Here is a 25,332-nt window from a genome sequence, read left to right as displayed (position 1 = left end):
ATTGATGCCTAAGAATGAGAGACCGTAATTATCTAAGTTATTACGAGGTTAGTCAGGGATAGGCAATACTGTAGTATATTTGATTTTTTCCATTGCAAAGCTTGAGGTTACATCGATTAAACCATGAACGCCATTGACTAGCTTTTTATAAAATAAGTCATATGATTTCATATCATGAACTTCGACTTGCATAAGATAATCATACTCACCAGCCATGCGATAAAACATCAGCACCTCAGGAAGTTGACTAACAAAAGAAACAAATTGCTCATACCACTCACTATTATGATGCTGTGTTTTAATTGTCACAATTACCGTTAAACCTAAACCTAGCTTCTCACCATCGAGTAAGGTCACTCGCCCTCGAATATAGCCTTCATCTTCAAGCCTTTTTAATCTTTTCCAGCACGGAGTAGATGTTAAATTAACAGCTTCAGCAAGGGTATTTAAGGATAGGCTACTGTCATTTTGCAATAAACAAAGCAGTTTTTTGTCTATTTTATCTAACATGAATGCTCTCTTGATCTAGGTGTAAGTACTTTTGTCGTTATTTTATTAGCTGCATAAACATATTATGCAAAATTGAATAATTAAAAAACAATAAAAATGTTACCAAACACCACGATTATAGAATATTTTTACACAAATAACCAAATTGACATATAAATAGTACCTCAATCAAACTCGCTTGATAAAAATAGAACTATTAATTGCATCCTAGTATCGCTAACATGTTTCGCTCTCTTCTTATTACATATTGAAAATGATATATCACCAAGGAGTACCTATGAAACGCGCAGTTGTGGTTTTTAGCGGGGGCCAAGACTCAACAACCTGTCTTATTCAAGCTTTGCAAAACTATGATGAAGTTCACTGTGTTACTTTCGATTACGGCCAGCGCCACCGTTTTGAAATCGAAGTCGCACAGAAATTAAGCGTATCTTTAGGTGCTGCGGCACATAAAGTATTAGATGTCACATTACTCAATGAATTGGCAATCAGTAGCTTAACCCGAGACAACATACCAGTCCCTGATTTCGCTGAAAGTGAGTCAAGTGCGTTGCCTAGTACTTTTGTTCCAGGGCGTAACATTTTATTCCTCACATTAGCTGCAATTTATGCTTACCAAGTACAGGCAGAAGCAGTGATAACGGGGGTTTGTGAAACCGACTTTTCAGGTTACCCGGACTGCCGAGATGAGTTTGTCAAAGCTCTCAACCATGCAGTAGACCTCGGTCTTGCCAAAAATATTCGCTTTGAAACCCCGTTAATGTGGCTGAATAAAGCCCAAACCTGGGCACTTGCCGACAGCTATGGTCACCTTGAAACGATCAGGCAGCAAACACTGACTTGTTATAATGGTATTCAAGGTGATGGTTGCGGTGAATGTGCTGCCTGCCATTTAAGGAGCAAGGGCTTAAATGAATATTTAAGTGATAAAGAAGCTATCATGCTCTCACTAAAGCAAAAGTTATAATTAATTAGTCAAACACATAGCCTGCCATTAGCTTATTCATAACGATTCAAGCTAGGTAGGCTAATTTTGAATAAAGTCTTCAGAACCTACTTTGAATGACTCTAGTTTCTCACGCAATTGTTCATCAATAACAATCGCTTTATTCTCTATGTTATCGATAAATACAAATGTCACATAAGCATCAGAAACTACCTCTTGAGCCCCTGCTTTATTGCGAATTATTTGTTGATAACAGACTGCGCTTTTAGTACCGATTTTATCCATTCGAGTCACTACTGTCAGCTCATCACCAAGCAAGACGCCTTGGATATAATTTACATTAATATTCACCGCAGCCATTGTTAAATTGTTTTTTATCGCCCAACTAATGAAATTACGCTTATTCATCCATTCCCAGCGGTCCGCTTCGTAGAATTCTAAGTAACGTGCATTATTAACATGTTGAAAAATATCTATATGATAACCATGAACTTTAATGTGTGTTGTCATAACTACTCCGACCAGTTTATTTTTTAATAACATAAAAATAACAAATGTACGGAAAATGTGCTGAATGATTATCAATAATAAGACTTAGCTCGCAAATTATTTATAAAAAGCTTAGTTTTCTGCTTAATTATTAACCTTTAATATATTACCCCCATACTCTGTATGGGGGATTTTAGTTACAAAGTTAACTTATCTTTATTCTTTTCTAAAAATGCAGGACCTATCCCCTGAACTTCTAAAATATTTTCAATGGAATTAAAAGCACCATATTTTTGCCTATATTCAACGATTGCTTTCGCTTTTTGCCTACCTATACCAGTAAGTTTTTCTGCAAGTTCTTCTTCACCCGCTAAGTTGATATTCACTTTGTCAGACTGGCCATGGCTCGTTGATGGTGAGTTATTACTTACTTGTTTTTCTTGAATGACAGCCTCTGTGGCTTTTTCTCGCTCAATTTTCTTAGCCAAAGAAAAAGAAGAGAATGAGCATAATAAAGAAAGGAGCAGAACAATACCTAATCTGCATTTATTGACTGAATTCCATAACATATTTGTTCTCCTGTGTATGTTGAGACACAACGATGCCATAGAAAAATACGGAACACTTTTCAATAATACTGAAAATACGAAAGGCCACCCAAAGGTGGCCTTCTATTCATGAAGTTACAATTTTACTTGCGAAGCTGCTCGCAATTACTCAATATTCAGCACTTCAATTTTTGCATTCTCACGCAAATTAAGCATCAGAGCTTCATTGACCGCAGAACTCATAGCACCTTGGTATTCACGAGTCAGTTGCTTTAACTCATCATCCGTCGGTTGGCCTAGCGTAACTTTATCTAGTTGAATAAGCACATAGTTATCGGACTCATCACGCGCAAGTGCATAACTTGGTTTACCATCAGCAGGTTGCGGCATTTCCATCGTTGCATTAATAACCGCTGTTTGTGGCATTAAACGAGAAACAGTTTGAGTATCGGAAAATTTAACCCCCGCCGCATTTAGAGCTTCTGTTCCTTTACCCGCATTTAACTCAGCAAGAAGTTTATCACTCGTAGCTTTCAACTCTGCATCCGCTTTTTGGCGCTTAACCAGAGTTTCAATTTCGGACTTAACCTTATCAAAAGGTTCAACGCTTTCAGGTTTGTACTCTGTTACACGCACAACAAATGCACGGTCCCCTTCAACGTTAATAACATCTGAGTTGATCCCTTTAGAACCATTTTTATCCACTAAACGGTCGCTAAATACTTCACTGACCACTTTAGGGAAATTAAGTGCGGCAGGTGGATTTGTTCTATCAAACCAATCCGTTGTCACAGCTTTCAAACCAGATACAGATTCAACCGAAACTAATGATTCCATATCACTCGTGGCAGCCTCACTAACCTTCTGCTGTAAGTCATAGAATTGTTTAATGTTTTTATCTTGAAGTAAGCTAGTTTTAATACTTTCTTCAACTTGCTCAAACGGTTTAATAGATTCAGGTTTAATATCATCTAAGCGAAAGATAACATAACTATTTTGTGATTTAACAGGTGCCGAAAGTTGCCCTTTTTCTGTTAATTTTGCGTCCACAATTTCGCTTGGCGTTGATGCCGCTTCCATCCAACCAATCAAGCCTTTTTGCCCTGCACTGAATTTATCCGTTGATTTTTCAGTTGCCAGTGTTGCAAAGTCCGCACCTTGTTTTAATTCATTCAGAATATCATTTGCTTCTTTTTCTGAAGCTACCTGAATCATGCTGTACTGTTTTTGCTCTGCCTGAGTATAATTTTTCAGGTTTTGATCATAATACGCTTTTACTTCCTCAGCTGACACTGTCGCTGGCGGCATTGATGCTGCATCCATTTCAACATAGCTTACTTGTACTTTCTCAGGTGAGATAAAGCTATTTTGGTTGGCATCATAGTAGGCTTTTAATTCTTCTTCAGAAGCTGTTTGTTTTGCTTGAACCTCTGCTAAATCTAAGATTGCAGTACGAATTTCACGTTCTTGCATAAATAATTCAGCATATGCTTTAACTTCTGATGGTAAAGCGAAATCCGTTCCAGTAAAGGTTTTTCCTAACTGAGCTCGTGTAAGGTCTTGGCGAATTTGAGCCGCAAGGCTATCCGCGTTAATGTTGTTACGACTTAAGATCTCACGATATTTTTCGCTATCAAACCGGCCATCTGTCTGGAAAACAGGCATTGAGAAAATATATTGCTCAATTTGCTGGTCACTTGCTGAGAGCTGTAATTCATTAGCATACTGATTAATCAGTTCATTGTTAATCAAGTTATCAAGAGCTTGACGACGCAGTAAATTCATACTTTCTTCATTACTAGCGACTTCTGAGAATTTATCCCCTAGGTACTCTTGTAATGATTGGCGTTCTTGTTGAAAAGCCTGCTGTAGCTGTTCGCGGCTTATTGATTGCCCGTTAACTTCAGCTGCATTATTTGCACTGTTGCCACCGAGGCCCCCCATCATAACGCCACCCAACACGAATGAAAGGATAATCAGCGCCAGTATTATTTTGAGCAAAGGACTATTCGCCTTTGTGCGTAAATTTTCCATCATAAAAAGGCTTAACTCCGCTTTGTTGAATTCAATTTCCTGATAATACGCTAATCTTAACTCAGAAAGAAAAAAAAGCGCACCATTTCAATGGTGCGCTTATATATTAGCTGATTAAAGACATTCCGTCAGTTTGAGTTTTCGCAAAATTACGAGAAAGACAAACTTAAATACTTAATTAGCTATTTACAGCGTCTTTAAGACCCTTGCCTGGACGGAAAGCAGGAACTTTCGCCGCAGCGATTTTAATTTCTTTACCCGTTTGAGGGTTACGGCCTGTACGTGCTGCACGCTCACGAACAGAGAAAGTCCCAAAGCCAACTAGAGCAACATCATCCCCTTTACTCAGAGAACCTGTTACAGTAGCAACGAACGCGTCAACAACACGACCTGCTGCAGCTTTAGAAATATTCGCATCAGAAGCGATTTGATCAATCAGTTGAGCTTTATTCACTCTTATCATCCCCATATTAGTTGGACTATAAATCTCTTAATTAACTATAATTAACTATAGCAGTTATTAGTATAGTTAATTAATGATGCAGCCGTTATATCAATCCTGATTACCAATGGCAAGAGAACAGATTGCATACAAACAATTATCAGAATCATCGTTAAATTAGCGATGAAAAAAAAGACTGACAAGCCCTAAATTAGCTGTCAGTCTTAATTTTATACAAACTTCTTGATTCAGCTCACTCTTTTAGCTTTCTTTTTAACTACTTCTGCCCCAAAAGGAGGGTTAACTAAAGCTAAAGAAAGAACTTCTTCAATTGTTTTCACCGGATGAATTTCGAGATCCGCGATCACATTTTGAGGAATTTCCTCTAAATCACGTTCGTTTTCTTTAGGGATTAATACGGTTTTAATCCCTCCACGGTGTGCAGCCAATAATTTTTCTTTCAGGCCGCCTATCGGGAAAACTAAACCTCTTAAAGTAATTTCACCTGTCATTGCTACGTCAGCTCTAACTGGATTACCCGTTAAGCAAGAGACTAAAGCGGTTGACATCGCAATACCCGCACTCGGGCCATCTTTTGGTGTAGCGCCTTCTGGTACGTGAACATGAATATCACGTTTTTCATAGAAATCACTATTTATACCCAGTTTTTCTGCTCGAGCTCTAACAACCGTTAATGCCGTTTGGATAGACTCCTGCATGACTTCACCTAAAGAACCGGTATAAGTTAGTTTGCCTTTGCCTGGCACACATGCAGTTTCAATAGTCAGTAAGTCACCACCAACTTCAGTCCAAGCAAGGCCTGTAACTTGCCCAACACGGTTTTCTGTGTCTGCTTGGCCATAATCAAAACGGCGAACACCCAGATAATCTTTCAGGTTATCAGCGTTGATTTCAATGTGCTTAAGCTTTTTGTCCATGAGCAGCGCTTTAACCGCTTTACGACACAATTTAGAGATTTCACGCTCTAAACCACGAACTCCAGCTTCACGAGTGTAATAACGAATAATGCTCATTAAAGCACTATCATCGATAGTTAACTCATTCTTTTTCAATGCGTTACGTTCAATCTGCTTAGACAGCAAATGTTTTTTCGCAATATTCAGTTTTTCATCTTCTGTATAGCCAGAAAGACGGATGACTTCCATACGATCTAACAATGGTGCTGGAATATTCATCGAGTTGGATGTTGCAACAAACATCACATCAGACAAATCGTAATCCACTTCCAAGTAGTGATCGTTAAAGGCAATATTTTGTTCTGGATCAAGCACCTCTAATAATGCAGAGGCTGGGTCACCACGCATATCAGATGACATTTTGTCAATTTCATCCAATAAAAATAGTGGGTTTTTGACCCCTACTTTTGCCATCTTTTGAATCAGCTTACCTGGCATTGAACCGATATAGGTACGACGGTGACCGCGAATTTCAGCTTCATCACGCACCCCACCTAATGCCATACGAGTGTATTGACGACCAGTAGCCTTAGCAATAGATTGCCCCAAAGAGGTTTTACCCACGCCCGGAGGCCCAACCAGACAGAGGATTGGCCCTTTAATTTTACTGACGCGGCTTTGCACTGCCAGATACTCTAAAATACGGTCTTTCACACGCTCTAAACCGTAGTGATCGGTATCTAACACTTCTTGAGCTTTAACTAAGTCTTTTTTGACTTTACTACGTTTATGCCATGGTACCTGGACCATCCAATCAATATAGCTACGGACAACAGTAGCTTCTGCTGACATTGGCGACATCATTTTCAGCTTCTGCAATTCTGCTTCTGCTTTCTCTTGTGCCTCTTTTGGCATTTTCGCTTCTTCGATTTTACGTTTTAGCGATTCATATTCGTCTGGTGCATCGTCCATTTCACCCAGCTCTTTCTGAATGGCTTTCATTTGCTCATTCAGATAATACTCACGCTGGCTTTTTTCCATCTGTTTTTTAACACGATTGCGGATGCGTTTTTCCACTTGCAGCAGCTCAGTTTCTGACTCCATCATGGCCATCAAAAACTCTACACGCTCTGCGATATTTGCCATTTCTAAAACACGTTGTTTATCCGCTAATTTTAGTGGCATGTGAGAGGCAATGGTATCTGCCAGTTTATCTAGCTGATCTTGTTCAATCGCATGTAACGCGGTTAATACTTCAGGTGGAATCTTTTTATTCAGTTTTATATAACTTTCGAACTGACTAACGATAGTGCGGTACAACACTTCGTTTTCTTTTTCATCAAGTGCGTCTGATGATTGAGAACCCGCTGTCGCTTCATCATACGCTGCGTGCTCAGATTCATTATTTTGCTCTGCAGCTAAATATTCTGCTTGCGCTAAGAAATATTCGCCATTATCTGTCAAACTGGTAATACGTGCACGTCGTAGACCTTCAACGAGGACTTTAACGGTACCATCAGGCAGTTTTAGCATCTGAATAACCGATGCGACTGTACCGACAGCAAATAAATCATTCACCCCTGGCTCATCAGTCGAGGCTTCTTTTTGCGCAACCAGCATTACCTGCTTGTCATGATCCATCGCTGCTTCCAGACTGTGAATGGATTTTTCACGTCCAACAAACAGTGGGATCACCATATGTGGGTATACCACTACATCACGCAGAGGCAATACTGGTATTTCAATGCGTTCGGAACGCTCAGGATTCATAAAGCTCTCTCTTCGTTTAGCTCACGCTAGTTTAAGGGTTTCTATCTCTTGTTTTAAAATTGCTTTCTAAAACAAGGAAACCACACCTCAGAATATAAACTATATGGGGACAAGATTTTAGCATTCAATGGCTAGTTGAACATAAAAAACAAAATGAGGGAAACCCCTCATTTCGTTTGATTAACTATTGAACGTTTTATATGAGATTAGTTATCGCCAGAAGCTTGAGCATCAGGTTTGCTATATATCAATAGTGGTTCTGATTGTTCGTTAATGACGTTTTCATCAACGACAACTTTTTCAACATCACTCATTGAAGGAAGGTCATACATCGTATTTAACAATGCAGCTTCAACAATAGAGCGTAAACCACGAGCTCCGGTTTTACGTGCCATAGCTTTCTTAGCTATTGCTTTTAGTGCTTCTTCACGGAATTCGAGTTCAGTATTTTCAAGGCTAAATAAGGCTTGATATTGTTTAGTTAAAGCGTTTTTAGGCTCTTGCAGAATCTGAATTAATGCTTCTTCACTTAATTCAGTTAATGTTGCAACAACAGGTAAACGGCCAATAAATTCAGGAATTAAACCAAATTTAATTAAATCTTCTGGCTCTGCCTGAGTTAATAACTCACCTTCCGTTGCTTTATCTGATTCACCTTTCACTTCGGCAGCAAAACCGATACCTGAACGGGTATTTAAACGCTGGCCAATTACTTTGTCGAGCCCTGCAAATGCCCCACCACAAATAAAGAGGATCTTTGAAGTATCAACCTGCAAGAACTCTTGCTGAGGGTGTTTACGTCCCCCTTGTGGCGGTACTGCTGCAACCGTTCCCTCGATTAGTTTCAGAAGGGCTTGTTGCACACCTTCACCAGAAACGTCACGGGTAATTGATGGGTTATCTGACTTACGTGAAATTTTATCAATTTCATCAATATATACGATACCACGTTGAGCTTTTTCAACATCGTAATCGCACTTTTGTAGTAATTTTTGAATAATATTTTCAACGTCTTCACCGACATAACCAGCTTCAGTTAATGTCGTTGCATCAGCCATTGTAAATGGTACATCCAAATAACGCGCTAAAGTTTCAGCTAAAAGCGTTTTACCACTACCGGTTGGGCCAATTAGCAAAATATTACTTTTGCCTAATTCAACGCCATCACTGGTTTTATCACCATTACGCAAGCGCTTGTAATGGTTATATACAGCAACCGCTAAGACTTTCTTCGCTTTTTCTTGGCCGATGACATAGTCGTCAAGATGCTGCCGGATTTCATGTGGCGTAGGCAGCTCACTACGCTCGCGATGCGGCGTAAGTTCTTTTATTTCTTCACGGATGATATCGAGACATAAATCTACGCATTCATCACAAATATAGACTGACGGACCGGCAATCAGCTTACGAACTTCATGCTGACTTTTTCCGCAGAAAGAGCAGTAAAGCAGTTTTCCTGTCCCCTCTTTGCGTTTATCTGTCATCAGTTGACCTCACTTTTATCCATATTGTTTTGTTTTCATTCAATTAAAAAACAAAACAACGATTTTCTTTAAAATAGTTTATGGTATGAACTAATTATACCAAAAGTTAACCCATTAACGGCTACTATAAATTTGGTCGACTAAACCATACTCTTTTGCTTCATTTGCAGATAAGAAGCGGTCACGCTCTGTGTCTCGAGTAATTTCTTCAATGGATTTACCAGTATGTAGAGCCATTAGCTCGTTCATTCGAGATTTCACTTTAAGAATTTCTTGAGCATGAATTTCGATATCTGACGCTTGACCTTGATAACCCCCTAATGGTTGGTGGATCATCACGCGTGAATTTGGTAAGCAGAAACGTTTACCTTTGGTACCCGCCGTCAATAAAAAAGCCCCCATGGAACAAGCTTGTCCCATACAAATAGTACTTACATCAGGCTTGATAAACTGCATCGTATCATAAATTGACATTCCTGCGGTAATAACGCCACCCGGTGAATTAATATACAAATGAATATCTTTTTCAGGGTTTTCTGCTTCAAGGAATAACATCTGAGCGACGATTAAATTCGCCATATGGTCTTCCACTTGACCGGTCAGGAAGATAATACGTTCTTTTAATAGACGTGAGTAAATATCATACGAGCGCTCACCACGAGAAGTTTGCTCTATGACCATAGGCACAAGGGCCATTTGAGATGCTAATTGTTCCTGACTGCCAAAATGTGACATCGAAATCTCCTATTAAAAACGTTCCGGTGCTTGCGCCTAATTTGCTGTCTGCCTGCTATTTTGAGCAGAGATCATGCCACAAACAACGGTTTTAAAAAATTCCTGTGTCTGCAGGCTCTTTCAATTCTCTTATTTTCTAGTTTAGCTAATATTTAACCAAGCAACTGGCGAAATAAGAAGAAAATGCAGCTAAGTATGCTGCAGTAAACAAGACGCTCTGTAAAAGAGTTTAACACAAGTCTATTGGGTTACACGGAATTATACCATTAGAAAACCATACTTGATTTTCAAAAATGACGAAATAACTCGATTGGTTAATATCACTATTTTCTACAATATTAAGCTATTCAAAATAGTTCAAATTGCAATTAAAGCCCCACTTAGACTACTTGAAGTATAGATAATATAATTAGGGTTTAAATGTGTTTTTCAAGGGTATCCTAATTAAATTCGCTAAAGTGATAATTTAAAGGCTTTAATTGACAAAAAACCCGTAGTATTACACCACGGGTTTCATTATTTTGTACAGCAAGAAAGAATTAACCTGCTTGAACTTGGTTCATCAGTTCAGTGAAGTTAGTTTCTTTTTCTGTCACTTTAGCAACAGCCAATACAGTTTCAACAGCTTGTTCTTCTAAAGCTAAGTTACGAACGCTATTCATCAGCTCTTCGTTTTTGCTGTAGTATTCGATAACTTCAGCTGGATCTTCATACGCAGAAGCCATTTCCTCGATCAGCGCTTTAACGCGATCTTCGTCAGCTTTCAGTTCGTTTTTGTTGATCACTTCGCCTAACAGCAGACCGATCACTACGCGACGTTTTGCTTGTTCTTCAAACAGTTCACGAGGTAATTCCATCGCTTGTTTTTCGTCGCCACCAAAACGCTGTGCCGCTTGACGACGCAGAACATCAATTTCACCATCAACAACTGCTGCTGGAACTTCGATGTCGTTAGCTTTGATTAAGCCATCAAGAACTTGTGCTTTAACACGGTTACGCACGGCATTTTTCAGCTCACGCTCCATGTTTTTACGTACTTCTGCACGCAGGCCATCTAAAGAACCATCAGCGATACCAAAACGCTTGATGAATTCTTCAGTGAATTCAGGCAGTTCACGTTGTTCTACTTTCTTCAGAACAATAGCAAATTTCGCCGCTTTACCTTTCAGGTTTTCAGCATGGTAGTCTTCTGGGAAGTTAACTTCGATATCGAATTCTTCACCCGCTTTATGACCAACAACACCTTCTTCGAAGCCTGGGATCATACGACCTTCGCCCATAACGAGCGCGAAATCTTCTGCTTTTCCGCCTTCGAATTCTTCACCATCGATAGAACCGGTAAAGTTGATAGTGATGCGAGAGTCAGCTTCTGCTGCCGCTTCAACTTCTTTCCACTGCGCTTGTTGCTTACGCAGAGTTTCTAACATGTTTTCCAGATCTTCATCTTTTACAGATACAGCTGGTTTTTCAACTTCAATCGTTTCTAAACCTGTTAATTCGATTTCTGGGTAAACTTCGAATTCAACTGAATAAACAAAATCTTTACCGTCTTCGAGTTGCTCAGGTTTGTAGCTAGGCGCACCCGCTGGATTGATTTTTTGTTCAATAATTGCGTTGATGAAGTTACGTTGCATTACATCGCCCAGAACGTCTTGCATAACAGACGCGCCGTAACGCTGTTTAACGATGTTCATTGGTACTTTCCCTTTACGGAAACCATCAACACGTACTTTTTTAGCAACACTAACTAATTCGCTATTAACTGCTTTTTCAATATCAGTGGCAGGAACGGTGATTGTTACACGACGCCCAAGGCCTTGAGTCGTTTCAACAGAAACTTGCATCTTCTTACCTCAAAATAAATCTTAGTGATCGGTCTACTCCAGAGTTATGCCATTAAATCATAACGGCTGTCTCCCTTCCAGAACCGGGGGCGTTACTTTCGTAACGGTCAATCCCTGATATCAGAAGCGTCCCGAAACCTTACTGAAAATTAGACGCAGCATTATACCGATGCATGCGCCCTGAGTCGAGAAAAGCTGAGAAAAGAAGCGTTTTTTCCTCATTATTTGTGACTTTTCTGACTAAATTTTTTGTTTTTTCACCTAATTTGAAGAAAAAACATTCACCAAGCTCATCATCGAGCATGGCTGATTAAGTACAGCATAGTCTCAGTGTATTAACTGAAACGAAAAATTACCGATTAACACCGCCGACACCACGACAAGCAGGTGATTTTAACGCAGTGTCAGCAAGCTCATTCCACTCTTGTTGCGTATATGTATGCAAAGCAAGGGCATGGATCCCTCCCGATAATTCGCTGGCTAAAATAGCATAAATTTCGCGGTGGCGGGCAAGCATTCGTTTATTTTCAAATTTATCACTCACTAAAATAACTTTGAAATGGCTTTCAGAGCCCGGTAACACATTGTGTTGGTGGCTTTCATTAATTACCTCCAAATGTGTAGGTTCGAAAGCAGCTTGTAATTTTTGGCTCACAAGAGATTGCATACTTTGAGCTGCATTAGCGACCATAAAATGCTCCTTAATTAAAAATTATGCTCAGAGGCAATTATCTTTTATTGTACGTGTTGATTATTGCTATCTTCTTATTATAGAAATATCCGATAATAACTTGCCAATGTTATGATAGCGGCACATTGATGCGAATTTTTTCAAAAATTGTTGTCTAATAGTTCAGGATAAATAAGCCGCTAAGCTTTATATTGAACGACGGCTACCCGCACCATAACGAAACATTTTCAATTAGGAAAGATGAACTGGAAAAAATTATGTTAAGAAAACTGTGTTTTCCACTTTTAGGGTTATTTCTTCTTGCGGGCTGTGCAACCAGCAGCAATACATTATCACTTGAGCCTAAGATAGCTTTACCTACAAAAAACCCCACACTGAATGCAACTTCAATCAGTGTTAGCAGTGTAGACAATCGTACGAATAAATCCTTAGCGGAAGTCAACCGCAATGGCAGTTTAGTCGTACTGAACCCTTCACGCGATCCTCGTTATCTGATGCAAGAAGCCGTCGAAAAACAAATGGCTGCACGTGGCTTTATGGTGACATCACCGGCAAATGTGAATCTAGTCGTTCAATTGAATAAACTCGATACCAAAGTCAGTGAAGGCAGCTTGCGCCATAATATTACCGTAAACTCCAGTGTGAGTATTATTGCAACAGCCCCAAATGGTTCGACAAAAACACGTTCATTTACCCGCAATTTTAATACACAAGAGTTATTAGCAGCCAATAATGACAAGATAGCAACAGCTATCAATAGCGCACTCACTGATTTAATTGCAGATATGGCAACAGACCAAGAAATCACCGATTTTATCAGACAAAATTCACGCTATTAACTGAGCAATCATTATCATTAAGTATTAAGCTACCTAAGCTCTCGCTGATTGAGTTTGGGTAGCATAGCGCAGCCAATACCTCTGCAGCGCAATGTATTGCAGCAATATCACACTGGCTTAGAGGGAAATAATGCCTCGTTTTACTCTACCAAATAACATCACTTTAATCCTTTTAGGCTTTGTTTCTGGTCTACCTTTAGCTTTAACTGCAGGTACATTACAAGCTTGGCTAACTGTTGAAAATGTCGATATTAAAACTATTGGTTTCTTTTCATTAGTCGGACAGGCTTATGTGTTGAAATTTCTTTGGTCCCCAATGATGGACCGCTATACTCCGCCCTTTCTTGGTCGTCGAAGAGGATGGCTATTAACCACGCAAATTCTGTTGATTATCAGCATTGCCGCTATGGGCTTTATGACCCCCTCAGAACATTTGTGGTACCTTGCTGCGCTGGCGGTCACTGTTGCATTTTGTTCAGCCTCACAAGACATTGTTTTTGATGCCTATAAAACTGATTTACTGAGTGCGGAAGAACGCGGAATTGGTGCTGCAACCTCAGTTATGGGTTACCGGATCAGCATGTTAGTTTCAGGCGGCCTTGCTCTTTGGTTAGCGGATAAGTTTTTAACGTGGAAACAACTATATTTAGTCATGGCAGGGCTGATGATTATCGGCGTTATCGCAACATTACTCGCGAAAGAACCCGAAGAAAGCTGCGCTGCACCAACATCACTAAAAAAAGCAATATACGAACCACTCGCTGAATTCTTTAGCCGAAACAATGCTTGGCTAATCTTACTACTGTTAGTTTTTTACAAGCTCGGTGATGCCTTTGTCATGGCGCTTAATACCAACTTTCTATTAAATGCTCTTGGTTTTAGTTTAAGCGAAGTGGGTACCGTCAATAAAACTGTTGGTATGGCTGCAACTATTGTTGGAGCGTTACTTGGTGGTTACCTCATGAAAAATATGAGCTTATTTAAAGCTCTATTTATTTTTGGGCTTCTACAAGGCGGCTCTAATATAGGCTATTGGTTCTTAGCGATAACACCGCCCCATATCTTAACCATGGGGTCGATTATCTTTCTAGAAAATATCTTCTCTGGTATGGGAACCGCCGCTTTTGTCGCCCTATTAATGACACTATGTAATAAGTCGCTATCCGCAACGCAGTTTGCACTTCTTTCTGCTCTTTCCGCCGTTGGTCGTGTTTATATTGGCCCAGTGGCAAGTATTTTTGTCAGTAATTATGGCTGGCCACTGTTCTACCTTATTTCGATCGCCGTTGCAGTCCCTGGTGTTTTGCTTTTATTAGCTTGTCGGACATCCTTAATCTATACACAAACAACAGGGTTGTTTCAACGGCGTCAGCTGTATGCGAAAGGGTATCGCATTGCCGTTTATGCTCTTATTACTGCCGTTAGCTTCCTTGCTATTTGGCTACTTTCATTACTTATATTTTCATTTAGTGATATGAAAGTTTATCTGTTTACGACACACATTGAATTTTGGCTGAGTTTACCCCACTACCAAAACCTTATTTTTAATACTGGTATTAGCATTGGTGCTATCAGCTTAGTTATTGGTGGTAGTTTAGATTTCCTCGCCGTTCGCAAAACAGTACAGCAATAACCCTCCCAATACTCTTTCTCATTCTTTTCATAATTCCCTAAGCAAAGCTTATTTGTTTAGGGAATTTGATCTTTTGTATAAATTAGATCTAAATAGCAAAACAAAGCAATAACATCTAAATATCGTGATTGCGATCACTTCATGCATGTAAAATATTTCTTAATTACAATTTTCAAGTCTAATATATCACAAGTTACAAATTGGTTAGCTAAAGTGTTAATAACTAACGCACTACTAAATTCCATCAATCAATAAGTGAAAATAATCTATATATGAAAAAAATCATTTACATGACCGCCTTAATTTCTCTAGCAGGTACGGCATATTCTGACAATATTATTGGCTATAAAAATGGCTTTGCTGATGTCAATGTAAACTATTTAGATTGGTCACATCGTACTGAAACCAAAACAGAAAACACGACACGTAAGAAAGATTTTGCCTATATTGAGCTTGAAGGCGGTGCCAATTTTAATTGGGGTGAGTTATATGGCTTTTTTGATCTCGAAAACCCATTCCATAGCCAACACACCGATTCAGGACGAAATAAACGCTATACCATTAAAACAACAGGCCGCTTTTATTTAGGTGATACTGGTTTCAACCTATACGGACACGTTTATGGCACTTGGTCATTACCTGGAGCCAAGTATGGTGGTAATTTCCACGATGTGAATACTTTATATGGTATTGGTTATAACACTGCATTCGGTGATTTATGGTTTAAACCTTTTATTGCTCTTAATTACACCGACCAGACATTCTATTCAGGTAATAATGGATATGTAGCAGGTTGGGTGGCTGGCTATAATTTCAGCGTATTCGAAGAAAATTTCATGATAACAAACTGGCATGAAATGGAATTCGCGAGGAATAAACGCTATAACGGGGACAAGCGTAATGGCATAAATGGCGCCCTCGCTTTTTGGTGGAATGCAACAAACCATGTTTCTGCAGGGGTACAATACCGCTATGCTGATAATAAATTAGGAGATACTTTCTACCAAGATGCAATCATTTACACATTAAAGTATACCTTTTAGCGCACTATAGAACATTGCATCAGAAGTTAACTATTTTCTTATTTTTATCAGTAAAATAAGAATTTTTCTTTATGATTTAGCCGATAAAGCAACCAAAATAGCTTTATCGGCAATAAAAACTGTAATTTCCCTTAGCAAATTGCTAATCATTTATATCAGTTTCACTATTTTTTCATTTCTTTTGTATATATTTTTCTTTGAAAAATTACCAAGATAATTTAGTATTAATAGAGTTTTATCAATACATACTTATAATCCGTATCAATTTTAACTTTTTGTTTATAAGTTCTTTACATGTGATCATATTAACATAAAGAGCTAACAATTCAGTTTCTTTGCCTTACAATCATTTACACTCGCATAACCTTACCGTAAAATGCCCGCACTGATGAAACGACAATTAGAATCTTTGTCATTTGGGGTCGTGGATGAGACTTATGAACTACAAAAAAAGCATCGGAGCAATCTCACTCGTTGTAGCTGCCTTACTACTAGGTGGTTGCGATATGGTGTTGATGGATCCAAAAGGCGCCGTTGGCGTTAAACAAAAAGAGCTAATTCTTATTGCAATTGGCTTAATGCTACTTGTTGTTATTCCTGTTATTTTCATGACGATTATCTTCGCAAGAAAATACCGTGAATCCAACACGTCAGCAACCTACCGTCCTAATTGGGCTCACTCAAATAAAATTGAGTTAGTCTGCTGGACCGTTCCTATCATCATTATCATTATTCTAGGTGCTATCACTTGGAAGACGACACATGAGCTGGACCCGTATCAGCCATTAGTGAGTGATCAGGAACCTGTCACTATTGAAGTTATTTCTGCTGACTGGAAATGGATATTTATTTATCCAGAGCAAGGCATTGCAACAGTTAATGAAATCGCATTCCCTACAGGTGTGCCAGTTAACTTCAAAATCACGTCAGATTCGGTGATGAACTCATTCTTCATTCCATCTTTAGGTGGCCAAATCTACGCGATGGCAGGTATGCAAACTAAACTTCATTTAATCGCTAATGAACCAGGTACCTACAAAGGCTTCTCAGCAAGCTACAGTGGCCACGGTTTCTCTGACATGAAGTTCAATGCTATTGCAACTCCAGACCGTCAAGGTTTTGATGAGTGGGTACAAAAGGTAAAAGCTTCTCCTAAAACAATGGATACCATGCAGGCATTCGACGAAGTCGCTAAGCCAAGCATGAACGTTCCTGTTACCTACTTCTCTAGCGTGAAGCCTAAACTTTATGAAGATATCGTTCTGAAGTTTGGTCATGAGCACCATAAAGGTCACGCTCCTGTAGAAAATCAAAGTCATTCAATGACTGACCATAACGATGCTACAGGCAATTCAATGCAAATGAGCCATAGTGCTCATGCTGCTGGCGCTGAGGAATAAGGGCATGTTCGGAAAATTAACACTAGATGCAATTCCGCTCCATGAGCCGATTATCGTTGTCACCCTGATTGCTATTGTCCTAGGTGGACTTGGCTTAGTCGGTGTGATTTCTTACTTTGGTAAATGGAAGTGGTTGTGGAAAGAATGGTTAACCTCTGTTGACCATAAGAAAATTGGTGTCATGTACATCATTGTCGCAATGGTTATGTTATTCCGTGGCTTCGCGGATGCTATCATGATGCGTGGGCAGCAAGTTCTTGCTTCTGCTGGCCAAGAGGGTTTCTTAAATCCTCATCACTATGACCAAATCTTCACCGCACACGGCGTTATCATGATTTTCTTCATGGCAACTCCATTCGTTGTTGGTTTGATGAACTTAGTTGTGCCTCTGCAAATTGGTGCACGTGATGTTGCATTCCCATTCCTTAACTCATTGAGCTTCTGGTTCTTTGTTGTTGGTGTTGTGTTAATCAACATCTCTCTAGGGGTAGGTGAATTCGCACAGACTGGTTGGTTGGCTTATCCGCCATTATCCGGCTTGGAGTACAACCCTGGGGTCGGGGTCGATTACTGGCTCTGGAGTCTCCAGATATCCGGTATTGGTACACTATTAACAGGGGTTAACTTTATCGCGACTATTATCCGTATGCGTACGCCGGGTATGTCGATGATGAAAATGCCTGTATTCAGCTGGGCTGCGTTATGTACTAACGTATTGATTGTTGCTGCTTTCCCTATCTTAACTGTTACATTAACGCTTCTGACGTTAGACCGTTATTTAGGCACCCATTTCTTCACTAATGATATGGGCGGCAACATGATGATGTACATCAACCTGATTTGGGCATGGGGTCACCCTGAGGTGTATATCCTTGTTCTGCCAGTGTTCGGTGTATTCTCTGAAGTTGCAGCAACCTTCTCGAAAAAACGTTTATTCGGTTATACCTCATTAGTTTGGGCGACAATCGTTATTACCGTTATGTCCTTCATCGTTTGGTTGCACCACTTCTTTACGATGGGTTCAGGAGCGAACGTTAACGCCTTCTTCGGTATCGCCACAATGATTATCGCAATCCCTACAGGGGTTAAGATCTTCAACTGGTTGTTTACCATGTACCAAGGCCGTATCGAGTTTAAATCACCTATGCTGTGGACTATCGGTTTCATCATCACCTTCTCTGTTGGTGGTATGACTGGTGTTCTGCTTGCTGTTCCAGGTGCAAACTTCGTTCTGCATAACAGTCTATTCCTGATTGCTCACTTCCATAACGTTATCATTGGTGGTGTTGTATTCGGGTGCTTCGCGGGTATGACTTACTGGTTCCCGAAAGCGTATGGCTTCACACTAAATGAGAAATGGGGTGTTCGTGCCTTCTGGTTCTGGATCATCGGTTTCTTCTTAGCCTTTATGCCACTGTACATTCTTGGCTTTATGGGTATGACCCGTCGTTTAAGTCAGAATATTGACCCGACTTACCACACAATGTTAGTTGTTGCTGCAGGCGGTGCTGCGTTAATCGCAATCGGTATTGCATGCCAAGTTATCCAAATCATTGTGAGTATCCGTGACCGTCATGAAAACCGTGATTTAACCGGTGACCCATGGGGTGGACGTACACTTGAGTGGGCGACATCTTCTCCACCACCTTTCTATAACTTTGCGATTGAACCACACGTTCAAACCCGCGATGCATGGTGGGATCTGAAAGAGAAAGGCCTTGCTCATAAGAAACCAACTTCATATGAAGAAATTCATATGCCGAAAAACACAGGCGCAGGCGTTATTATCGCTGCATTTAGCTTAGTTTTAGGTTTCGCAATGATCTGGCACATCTGGTGGCTCGCAATCATTGGTTTCGGTGGAATGATCGTAACTTGGATTGCAAAAAGCTTCGACGAAGATGTTGATTACTACGTACCTGTGGCTGAAATCGAAGAAATCGAGAATAAGCACTTTGAAGAATTGCGTAAGGCAGGTGTGAACGATGTCAACTAATACAATGACTAACCAAAATATCGCCCATGCTGAGCATGGGCACCACGATGCAGGTGGAACAAAAGTATTCGGTTTCTGGCTCTATATTATGAGCGACTTGATCCTGTTTGCTTGTTTGTTTGCTACCTATGTTGTTTTGGCCGATGGAACTGCTGGCGGTCCTGCTGGTAAAGATATCTTCAGTCTGAAGTTCGTATTAGGCGAAACCTTCTTACTGTTAGTGAGTAGTATCACTTACGGCTTCGCAATGATAGCGATGCACAAAGGTAAGATAGTTGCTGTTAACTTATGGCTGTTTGCAACGTTCCTGTTAGGTCTTGGCTTCGTCATCATGGAAATCTATGAGTTCCATGAATTGATTGCAGAAGGCTTTGGTCCTGACCGTAGCGGTTTCTTATCTGGCTTCTTCGCACTCGTTGCGACTCACGGTCTACACGTAACTGCGGGCCTGATCTGGATTATTATCATGATGATCCAAGTCACTCGCCGTGGCCTGACTGATGTCAACAAAACACGTTTAAACTGCCTAAGTTTGTTCTGGCACTTCTTAGACGTTGTGTGGATTTGTGTATTTACCGTTGTTTATCTTCTGGGGGCTATTTAAATGAGTCATGCAAAAGATGCTCACACTGGAGCAAGCCACGGTAGCGTTAAAACATACCTGATTGGCTTTATCCTATCAGTTATCCTGACAGTGATCCCTTTCTGGATGGTGATGGAAGGTACAGCGTCAACTTCAGCAATCCTTTGGACTGTTGTAGGCATGGCGGTTGTGCAAATTCTAGTTCATTTGGTTTGTTTCTTACATATGAATACATCATCAGATGAGCGTTGGAATTTAGTTGCCTTCCTGTTCACCATGCTGATTGTTGGCATTGTGGTCATTGGCTCACTGTGGATTATGTACAACCTGAACATCAATATGATGCTCGACTAAAGAGTTGCCGATATGTTTAAGCAATACCTGCAAGTGACCAAACCAGGAATTATATTCGGAAACTTGATTTCTGTGATCGGTGGTTTTTTATTGGCTTCAAAAGGGTCAATTGATTACCCACTGTTCGTTGCGACTTTGCTGGGTGTATCACTGGTCGTGGCTTCTGGTTGTGTTTTTAACAACTACATCGACCGTGATATCGACCGTATCATGGAAAGAACGAAGAATCGCCCTTTAGTTAAAGGGTTAATTGATCCGAAAGTTAGCCTGATTTACGCTGCTGCATTAGGTATTGCTGGTATGGTGCTGCTACTTGTAGCAGCCAATGCTCTGGCAATGCTGCTTGCAGTTATCGGTTTCATTGTTTATGTAGGTATTTATAGCCTATATATGAAACGTAAATCCGTTTATGGCACACTGATTGGCAGTCTTTCAGGCGCGGCACCACCAGTTATCGGTTACTGCGCTGTTACAAATGAATTCGATATGGGTGCACTTATCCTATTATTGATATTCAGTTTGTGGCAAATGCCTCATTCTTATGCCATTGCTATCTTCCGCTTTAAGGATTACAAAGCCGCAAACATTCCTGTGTTACCGGTTATTAAAGGAATTTCCGTCGCGAAAACGCACATCTTCCTGTATATCCTAGCGTTTATGGTCGCAACATTAATGTTAGCTATCAGTGGATACGCGGGCTATAAGTACCTCATCGTAGGTGCAGCAGTCAGCTTATGGTGGCTAGGTATGGCAATTTCGGGCTTCAAAACCGAAAATGACGACCGGGTCTGGGCAAGAAAATTGTTCATTTTCTCAATCGTAGCGATTACTTCATTGAGCGTAATGATGTCAGTTGACCCTATCGTTTCAAGCGATACTGTTATAGCTCTCGTCAGATAACTTATCTGTTTACTGATGATAACGATGTCTAAACGGCGGGCCTTCCCCGCCGTTTTTATTTGTCTCTAACTGCTTTTACAACTCACTTTTACTTATTCTGCCTATCCTTATGAATCTATTTTATGGTTAAATAGCCGCTTGCTATTGATAAGCTAGATATCAAATGCACTATTAAAAATGCTAATAGGTTGAGATTAAAAACATATTGCCACAACATATACGTATTTATTCAACTTGTTGTATTTATTAATGTGTGACCTAACTAGCTGAGAGAAGTCAACACCGCTACAGCACGAAATATGAAGAATAAAAATGAATGATAACAAAATGACATCCACAGAGCTTAGATCCACTTGGGGATTAGGCTCCGTTTTCTCCTTGCGAATGCTTGGAATGTTTATGGTATTACCTATTTTGACCAGCTATGGGATGCATTTACAAGGTGCTAGCGAGTTCTTAGTGGGTGTCGCTATTGGTATCTATGGCCTTAGCCAAGCCGTTTTTCAAATCCCTTTTGGTTTAATGTCAGATAAGATTGGTAGGAAACCTTTAATTATTATTGGGTTAGTTATTTTTATTATCGGAAGTATCGTTGCAGCACTAAGCGATTCTATTTGGGGAATTATTATTGGTCGGGCTTTACAAGGCGCCGGAGCAATTTCTGCTGCCGTCATGGCATTACTTTCTGACCTAACTCGAGAGCAAAATCGCACTAAAGCCATGGCATTTTTAGGTATTAGTTTCGGTTTAACTTTTGCTATCGCCCTCGTACTTGGCCCAATTATCGCTAATTGGGTTGGTTTAAGTGGCTTATTTTGGGGGATAGCGCTACTTGCAGTTGGTGCTATTGCAGTGACTGTTTTTGTTGTTCCTAATACTAATACTCATGTCTTAAATCGTGAGTCTGCATTTGTGCAAGGTAATTTAAAAACGGTTTTAATGCACCCTCAATTACTCAAATTAAATATAGGGATCCTCAGCTTACACACCCTACTGATGTCCAGTTTTGTTGCTCTGCCTCTTATCATGACTGACTCTGGCTTTTTAGCGAAAGACCATTGGAAAGCCTATTTAGTCACGATGTTAATTGCTTTTGTCACCGTACTTCCGTTCATTATTTATGCGGAAAAATACCGCAAAATGAAACAAGTCTTCTTATTCTGTATTGCCGTTTTAGCATTGGCCGAAATTACCTTATGGTTTTCTGGTAGTCACTTATGGGTGATTTTCTTAGGTATTCAACTGTTTTTTATCGCTTTCAATATCATGGAAGCCATTTTACCGTCACTCATAAGCAAAGAGGCGCCTGCGGGCTATAAAGGAACTGCCATGGGCGTTTACTCCACTAGCCAGTTTTTAGGCGTTGCCATCGGGGGTATTGTTGGTGGGTGGTTATACAGTTTTGAAGGAGCTAGTACCGTTTTTATTGGTGGTTTAATTTTGACCATTATCTGGTTTATCATTAGCCTGACAATGCAGCAGCCTCCTTATGTCAGCAGTATTCGTATTGAATTACCCAACCATATTGGAGATACAAGAGCTCTTGAGAAAAAATTACAAGCTCAAGAAGGGGTGATGGAAGCGCTTGTCGTTGACGAGGAATTTAGTGCTTATGTTAAAGTTGATAGAAAAATCATCAATCGAGAGCAACTTGAAGCATTAATAAATCAGTAAAAATTAGCCCGCTATCGCGGGCTGAGGTTGTTGACAAAGCAGGATAAAAGCGTGGTTTTTCCCGCTTTGTGTTATCAGCCGAAAATCAATAAATTGATTTTCCTAGTTTATTTTCAAAACCTATTAGACTTGCCGCCAAACATAATATGTTTGTCAGCAGTCTGAGCCCGCTATCGCGGGCTTTAAATGAATGCTTGAAAAATAACTAATCGCGGAAGTTATTAAATTGAAAAGGTTGGCCTAAGTTCCCGCCACGTACTAATGCCATAACCGATTGTAAATCATCACGGGCTTTGCCCGTCACACGTACTTGGTCACCTTGAACTTGTGCTTGGACTTTCAGTTTACTGTCTTTAATTAATTTAACGATTTTTTTAGCAGTTGCAGCATCAATACCTTGCTTGAACGTAACCTCAACGCTATAGGTTTTTCCACTATGAACAATATCTTCTGGCACATTCAATACAGCACCATCAATACCGCGTTTTGCCATTTTTTCTCTTAAGATATCAACTAACTGGAGTACTTGGAAATCAGACTCACTAGTGATTTTAACTGATTCATTTTTGTCATTTAGCTCAAAACTAGCTTCGACATTTTTAAAATCCCAACGGCTGGTTAACTCACGCTGCGCATTTTCCACCGCATTACGTACTTCATTCATTTCCACTTCAGATACAATGTCAAATGATGGCATAGCTAGAACCTCACTGATAATTTTTAGACTGTGCGCATGATAACGTTTTTATTCACATCACTTCAAGTTATCAGGGTCTGTGATACTTCGTTAACTACAACTTCGTATCGTAAAAGGTTATAATGATAAGAGATCACTTCCGCCTTACCTTATAAGACGTTAAAGTCCCATTTTCAAAGGGGAAACAATGAAAATAACTCTAATTGGTTGTGGTGCGATAGGTAAACTGTGGCTTGCTTCACTTGCAATACAAGGGCATGACATACAAGGTTGGCTACGTGTTGCACAGTCTGATTTATTCGTCGATGTTAATGAACCTGATGGGCGTAGTTTCCGAGAGCTGATTCCCTGTAATAATATTAACCACTTGCAAACCAGTGAGTTGATCATTGTTTGTTTAAAAGCATGGCAAGTTTCTGACGCTTTATTACCTTTGATTAATACTATCCCAGAAAATACGCCTATTCTATTACTGCATAATGGTATGGGGACGATTGAAGAGCTGGCGCCTTTACGTCATCCTATCTTAGCGGGCGTCACAACCCATGCAGCTTGGCAAGAAAATAACCAAGTATTTCATGTCGCAAATGGCATCACACATATCGGCGCTATCAATTCCCAAGCACAAGCTTACTACCCAATAGCAGATATCTTGCATGAAGCCTTACCTGATGTGGCTTGGCATAATAATATTTTAACCACTTGCTGGCGTAAATTGATTGTGAACTGTGTCATTAACCCCCTTACCGTCGAACATACCTGTAAAAATGGTGAATTAATCCAACATTCCATACAGATATCTCAGATCATTGATGAAATATGTCATGTTATGGCGGCAGAAGGGCTGCATACGGATAAAGCAGAACTGACTGAGTATATTTACGGCATTATCAATAATACCGCTGGTAACTATTCCTCTATGTTACAAGATATGCGAAATAATCGCCGCACTGAAATTGACTACATAACCGGCTTTTTAATCAAACAAGCACGGGCCCATGGAATTAGTACACCTGAAAACGATCGCCTTTACCATTTAGTCAAAAATAGAGAACAACAATATGACGACTTCCGCTCTAGTTTGCATCGCTCATGGGAGTGAAGAAATTGAATTTACCATTACTGCTGATTTATTAGTTAGAGCAGGCATTAATGTGTCTTTAGCGAGTGTGACGGAAGACGGTTCTTTAACCATTACCGCTTCACGAGGCCTAAAAATTATTGCTGATACCCCATTGATTAAAGTCGCTGATGAACCTTTTGATGCCATTGTGCTGCCTGGTGGTATGGCGGGAGCAGAAACATTCCGCGATAGCCCACTGGTGGTTGAAAAAGTTCGCCGTATGCATCTTGATGGTAAAATCGTAGCAGCTATTTGTGCAGCACCAGCGCTTGTACTTGAATATCACCAATTGTTTCCACTAGGTAATATGACCTGTTTTCCATCAATGAAAGATAAAATCCCAGCTCATAAATGGGTCGATCGCCGAGTTTACTTTGATGAACGTGTCAATCTATTAACTAGCCAAGGGCCCGCCACTTCTTTTGACTTTGCATTAAAGTTAATTGAATTATTGGTAGGCCGAAAGACTGCGGCCCAAGTTGCCGCTCAACTCGTTTTACCTAATGGTATTAACGATTATTTAGAAGATTAAATATAAAACTCATTATAAAAAAGGAATTAGAAATACAACTTAACTTATTGAATAATAAAAATTAAATAGTAAAAAATCTGTGTTTAGAGTGCTTTTTTGCTATGATTGCCGCGGGTGCTTGGATCATTTTGGTTCAAGCATTTGTGAG

General features: G+C 39.9%; 23 protein-coding genes. 12 read left to right on the top strand and 11 right to left on the bottom strand.

Annotation, left to right across the window (positions count from 1 at the left end):
* Positions 1-48: 48 nt before the first annotated feature.
* On the bottom strand, positions 49-510 hold the full coding sequence (locus PZ638_RS03685) for an Lrp/AsnC family transcriptional regulator (RefSeq protein ID WP_004905429.1): 462 nt from the start codon (positions 508-510) through the stop codon (positions 49-51).
* A gap of 277 nt (positions 511-787) precedes the next feature.
* Between PZ638_RS03685 and queC the strand changes: the two genes are divergently transcribed.
* Positions 788-1,477, top strand: coding sequence for a 7-cyano-7-deazaguanine synthase QueC (queC, locus tag PZ638_RS03680; RefSeq protein WP_036958550.1), 690 nt, complete (start codon positions 788-790; stop codon positions 1,475-1,477).
* 60 nt (positions 1,478-1,537) lie between these two features.
* Here the strand turns inward: queC and PZ638_RS03675 are convergent, their stop codons facing one another.
* The 9 genes from PZ638_RS03675 to bolA form a co-directional block, all read right to left on the bottom strand.
* Positions 1,538-1,966 carry an acyl-CoA thioesterase gene (locus tag PZ638_RS03675; RefSeq protein WP_036958551.1) on the bottom strand — a complete coding sequence of 143 codons (429 nt, stop codon included), beginning with the start codon at positions 1,964-1,966 and terminating at the stop codon, positions 1,538-1,540.
* 176 nt (positions 1,967-2,142) lie between these two features.
* Positions 2,143-2,514: a ComEA family DNA-binding protein gene (locus tag PZ638_RS03670; protein ID WP_036958552.1), complete on the bottom strand. Its 372-nt coding sequence runs from the start codon at positions 2,512-2,514 to the stop codon at positions 2,143-2,145.
* Between the two features lie 144 nt (positions 2,515-2,658).
* On the bottom strand, positions 2,659-4,530 hold the full coding sequence (gene ppiD / locus PZ638_RS03665) for a peptidylprolyl isomerase (protein ID WP_136134841.1): 1,872 nt from the start codon (positions 4,528-4,530) through the stop codon (positions 2,659-2,661).
* A gap of 175 nt (positions 4,531-4,705) precedes the next feature.
* The gene (gene hupB, locus PZ638_RS03660; RefSeq protein ID WP_004914513.1) at positions 4,706-4,981 is read right to left on the bottom strand and encodes a nucleoid-associated protein HU-beta; all 276 of its coding nucleotides are present in this window, start codon (positions 4,979-4,981) and stop codon (positions 4,706-4,708) included.
* A 236-nt stretch (positions 4,982-5,217) separates the two neighbouring features.
* A complete protein-coding gene (gene lon / locus PZ638_RS03655; RefSeq protein WP_004905440.1) occupies positions 5,218-7,656 on the bottom strand; it encodes an endopeptidase La in 2,439 nt (812 codons plus the stop codon).
* A gap of 206 nt (positions 7,657-7,862) precedes the next feature.
* Entirely contained in the window at positions 7,863-9,140 is a 1,278-nt protein-coding gene (clpX, locus tag PZ638_RS03650; RefSeq protein ID WP_094962144.1) for an ATP-dependent protease ATP-binding subunit ClpX, read from the bottom strand.
* 114 nt (positions 9,141-9,254) lie between these two features.
* Entirely contained in the window at positions 9,255-9,875 is a 621-nt protein-coding gene (gene clpP / locus PZ638_RS03645; protein WP_004905443.1) for an ATP-dependent Clp endopeptidase proteolytic subunit ClpP, read from the bottom strand.
* A 539-nt stretch (positions 9,876-10,414) separates the two neighbouring features.
* Entirely contained in the window at positions 10,415-11,719 is a 1,305-nt protein-coding gene (gene tig, locus PZ638_RS03640) for a trigger factor (RefSeq protein WP_004905445.1), read from the bottom strand.
* 352 nt (positions 11,720-12,071) lie between these two features.
* Positions 12,072-12,410 carry a transcriptional regulator BolA gene (gene bolA / locus PZ638_RS03635; protein WP_004905448.1) on the bottom strand — a complete coding sequence of 113 codons (339 nt, stop codon included), beginning with the start codon at positions 12,408-12,410 and terminating at the stop codon, positions 12,072-12,074.
* 257 nt (positions 12,411-12,667) lie between these two features.
* Here bolA and PZ638_RS03630 point away from each other — a divergent pair, with 257 nt between their 5' ends.
* From PZ638_RS03630 to PZ638_RS03590, 9 genes are all read left to right on the top strand, one after another.
* The gene (locus tag PZ638_RS03630) at positions 12,668-13,249 is read left to right on the top strand and encodes a YajG family lipoprotein (protein ID WP_094962142.1); all 582 of its coding nucleotides are present in this window, start codon (positions 12,668-12,670) and stop codon (positions 13,247-13,249) included.
* 130 nt (positions 13,250-13,379) lie between these two features.
* Positions 13,380-14,882, top strand: a complete 1,503-nt coding sequence (ampG, locus tag PZ638_RS03625; protein WP_094962141.1) for a muropeptide MFS transporter AmpG — start codon at positions 13,380-13,382, stop codon at positions 14,880-14,882.
* A 272-nt stretch (positions 14,883-15,154) separates the two neighbouring features.
* Positions 15,155-15,925 carry a nucleoside-specific channel-forming Tsx family protein gene (locus PZ638_RS03620; protein ID WP_094962140.1) on the top strand — a complete coding sequence of 257 codons (771 nt, stop codon included), beginning with the start codon at positions 15,155-15,157 and terminating at the stop codon, positions 15,923-15,925.
* 428 nt (positions 15,926-16,353) lie between these two features.
* Positions 16,354-17,325, top strand: coding sequence for a cytochrome o ubiquinol oxidase subunit II (cyoA, locus tag PZ638_RS03615; protein WP_004905454.1), 972 nt, complete (start codon positions 16,354-16,356; stop codon positions 17,323-17,325).
* Between the two features lie 4 nt (positions 17,326-17,329).
* A complete protein-coding gene (cyoB, locus tag PZ638_RS03610; protein ID WP_036958554.1) occupies positions 17,330-19,321 on the top strand; it encodes a cytochrome o ubiquinol oxidase subunit I in 1,992 nt (663 codons plus the stop codon).
* Positions 19,311-19,925 (top strand): cytochrome o ubiquinol oxidase subunit III, encoded by a 615-nt coding sequence (locus PZ638_RS03605; RefSeq protein ID WP_206277482.1) that lies wholly within the window; start codon positions 19,311-19,313, stop codon positions 19,923-19,925. Before cyoB ends, PZ638_RS03605 begins: the two co-directional genes overlap by 11 nt.
* Positions 19,926-20,258, top strand: a complete 333-nt coding sequence (locus PZ638_RS03600; protein WP_004905459.1) for a cytochrome o ubiquinol oxidase subunit IV — start codon at positions 19,926-19,928, stop codon at positions 20,256-20,258.
* 12 nt (positions 20,259-20,270) lie between these two features.
* Positions 20,271-21,158 carry a heme o synthase gene (gene cyoE, locus PZ638_RS03595; protein ID WP_004905461.1) on the top strand — a complete coding sequence of 296 codons (888 nt, stop codon included), beginning with the start codon at positions 20,271-20,273 and terminating at the stop codon, positions 21,156-21,158.
* Positions 21,159-21,470: 312 nt separating this feature from the next.
* The gene (locus tag PZ638_RS03590; protein ID WP_112307843.1) at positions 21,471-22,832 is read left to right on the top strand and encodes an MFS transporter; all 1,362 of its coding nucleotides are present in this window, start codon (positions 21,471-21,473) and stop codon (positions 22,830-22,832) included.
* A 205-nt stretch (positions 22,833-23,037) separates the two neighbouring features.
* Here the strand turns inward: PZ638_RS03590 and PZ638_RS03585 are convergent, their stop codons facing one another.
* Entirely contained in the window at positions 23,038-23,529 is a 492-nt protein-coding gene (locus PZ638_RS03585; RefSeq protein ID WP_004905465.1) for a YajQ family cyclic di-GMP-binding protein, read from the bottom strand.
* A 187-nt stretch (positions 23,530-23,716) separates the two neighbouring features.
* Here PZ638_RS03585 and panE point away from each other — a divergent pair, with 187 nt between their 5' ends.
* Together panE and yajL are read left to right on the top strand one after the other, a co-directional pair.
* Positions 23,717-24,631: a 2-dehydropantoate 2-reductase gene (panE, locus tag PZ638_RS03580; protein ID WP_112307842.1), complete on the top strand. Its 915-nt coding sequence runs from the start codon at positions 23,717-23,719 to the stop codon at positions 24,629-24,631.
* Positions 24,591-25,184, top strand: a complete 594-nt coding sequence (yajL, locus tag PZ638_RS03575) for a protein deglycase YajL (protein ID WP_272674228.1) — start codon at positions 24,591-24,593, stop codon at positions 25,182-25,184. The genes panE and yajL overlap by 41 nt, the downstream gene beginning before the upstream one ends.
* The last annotated feature ends 148 nt before the right edge of the window (positions 25,185-25,332 follow it).

Source organism: Providencia hangzhouensis, assembly GCF_029193595.2.
In the GTDB taxonomy this organism is placed as follows: domain Bacteria; phylum Pseudomonadota; class Gammaproteobacteria; order Enterobacterales; family Enterobacteriaceae; genus Providencia; species Providencia hangzhouensis.
The sequence above is the reverse complement of the archived record's forward strand: the minus strand, read 5'-3'. Positions and strand labels throughout refer to the sequence as shown.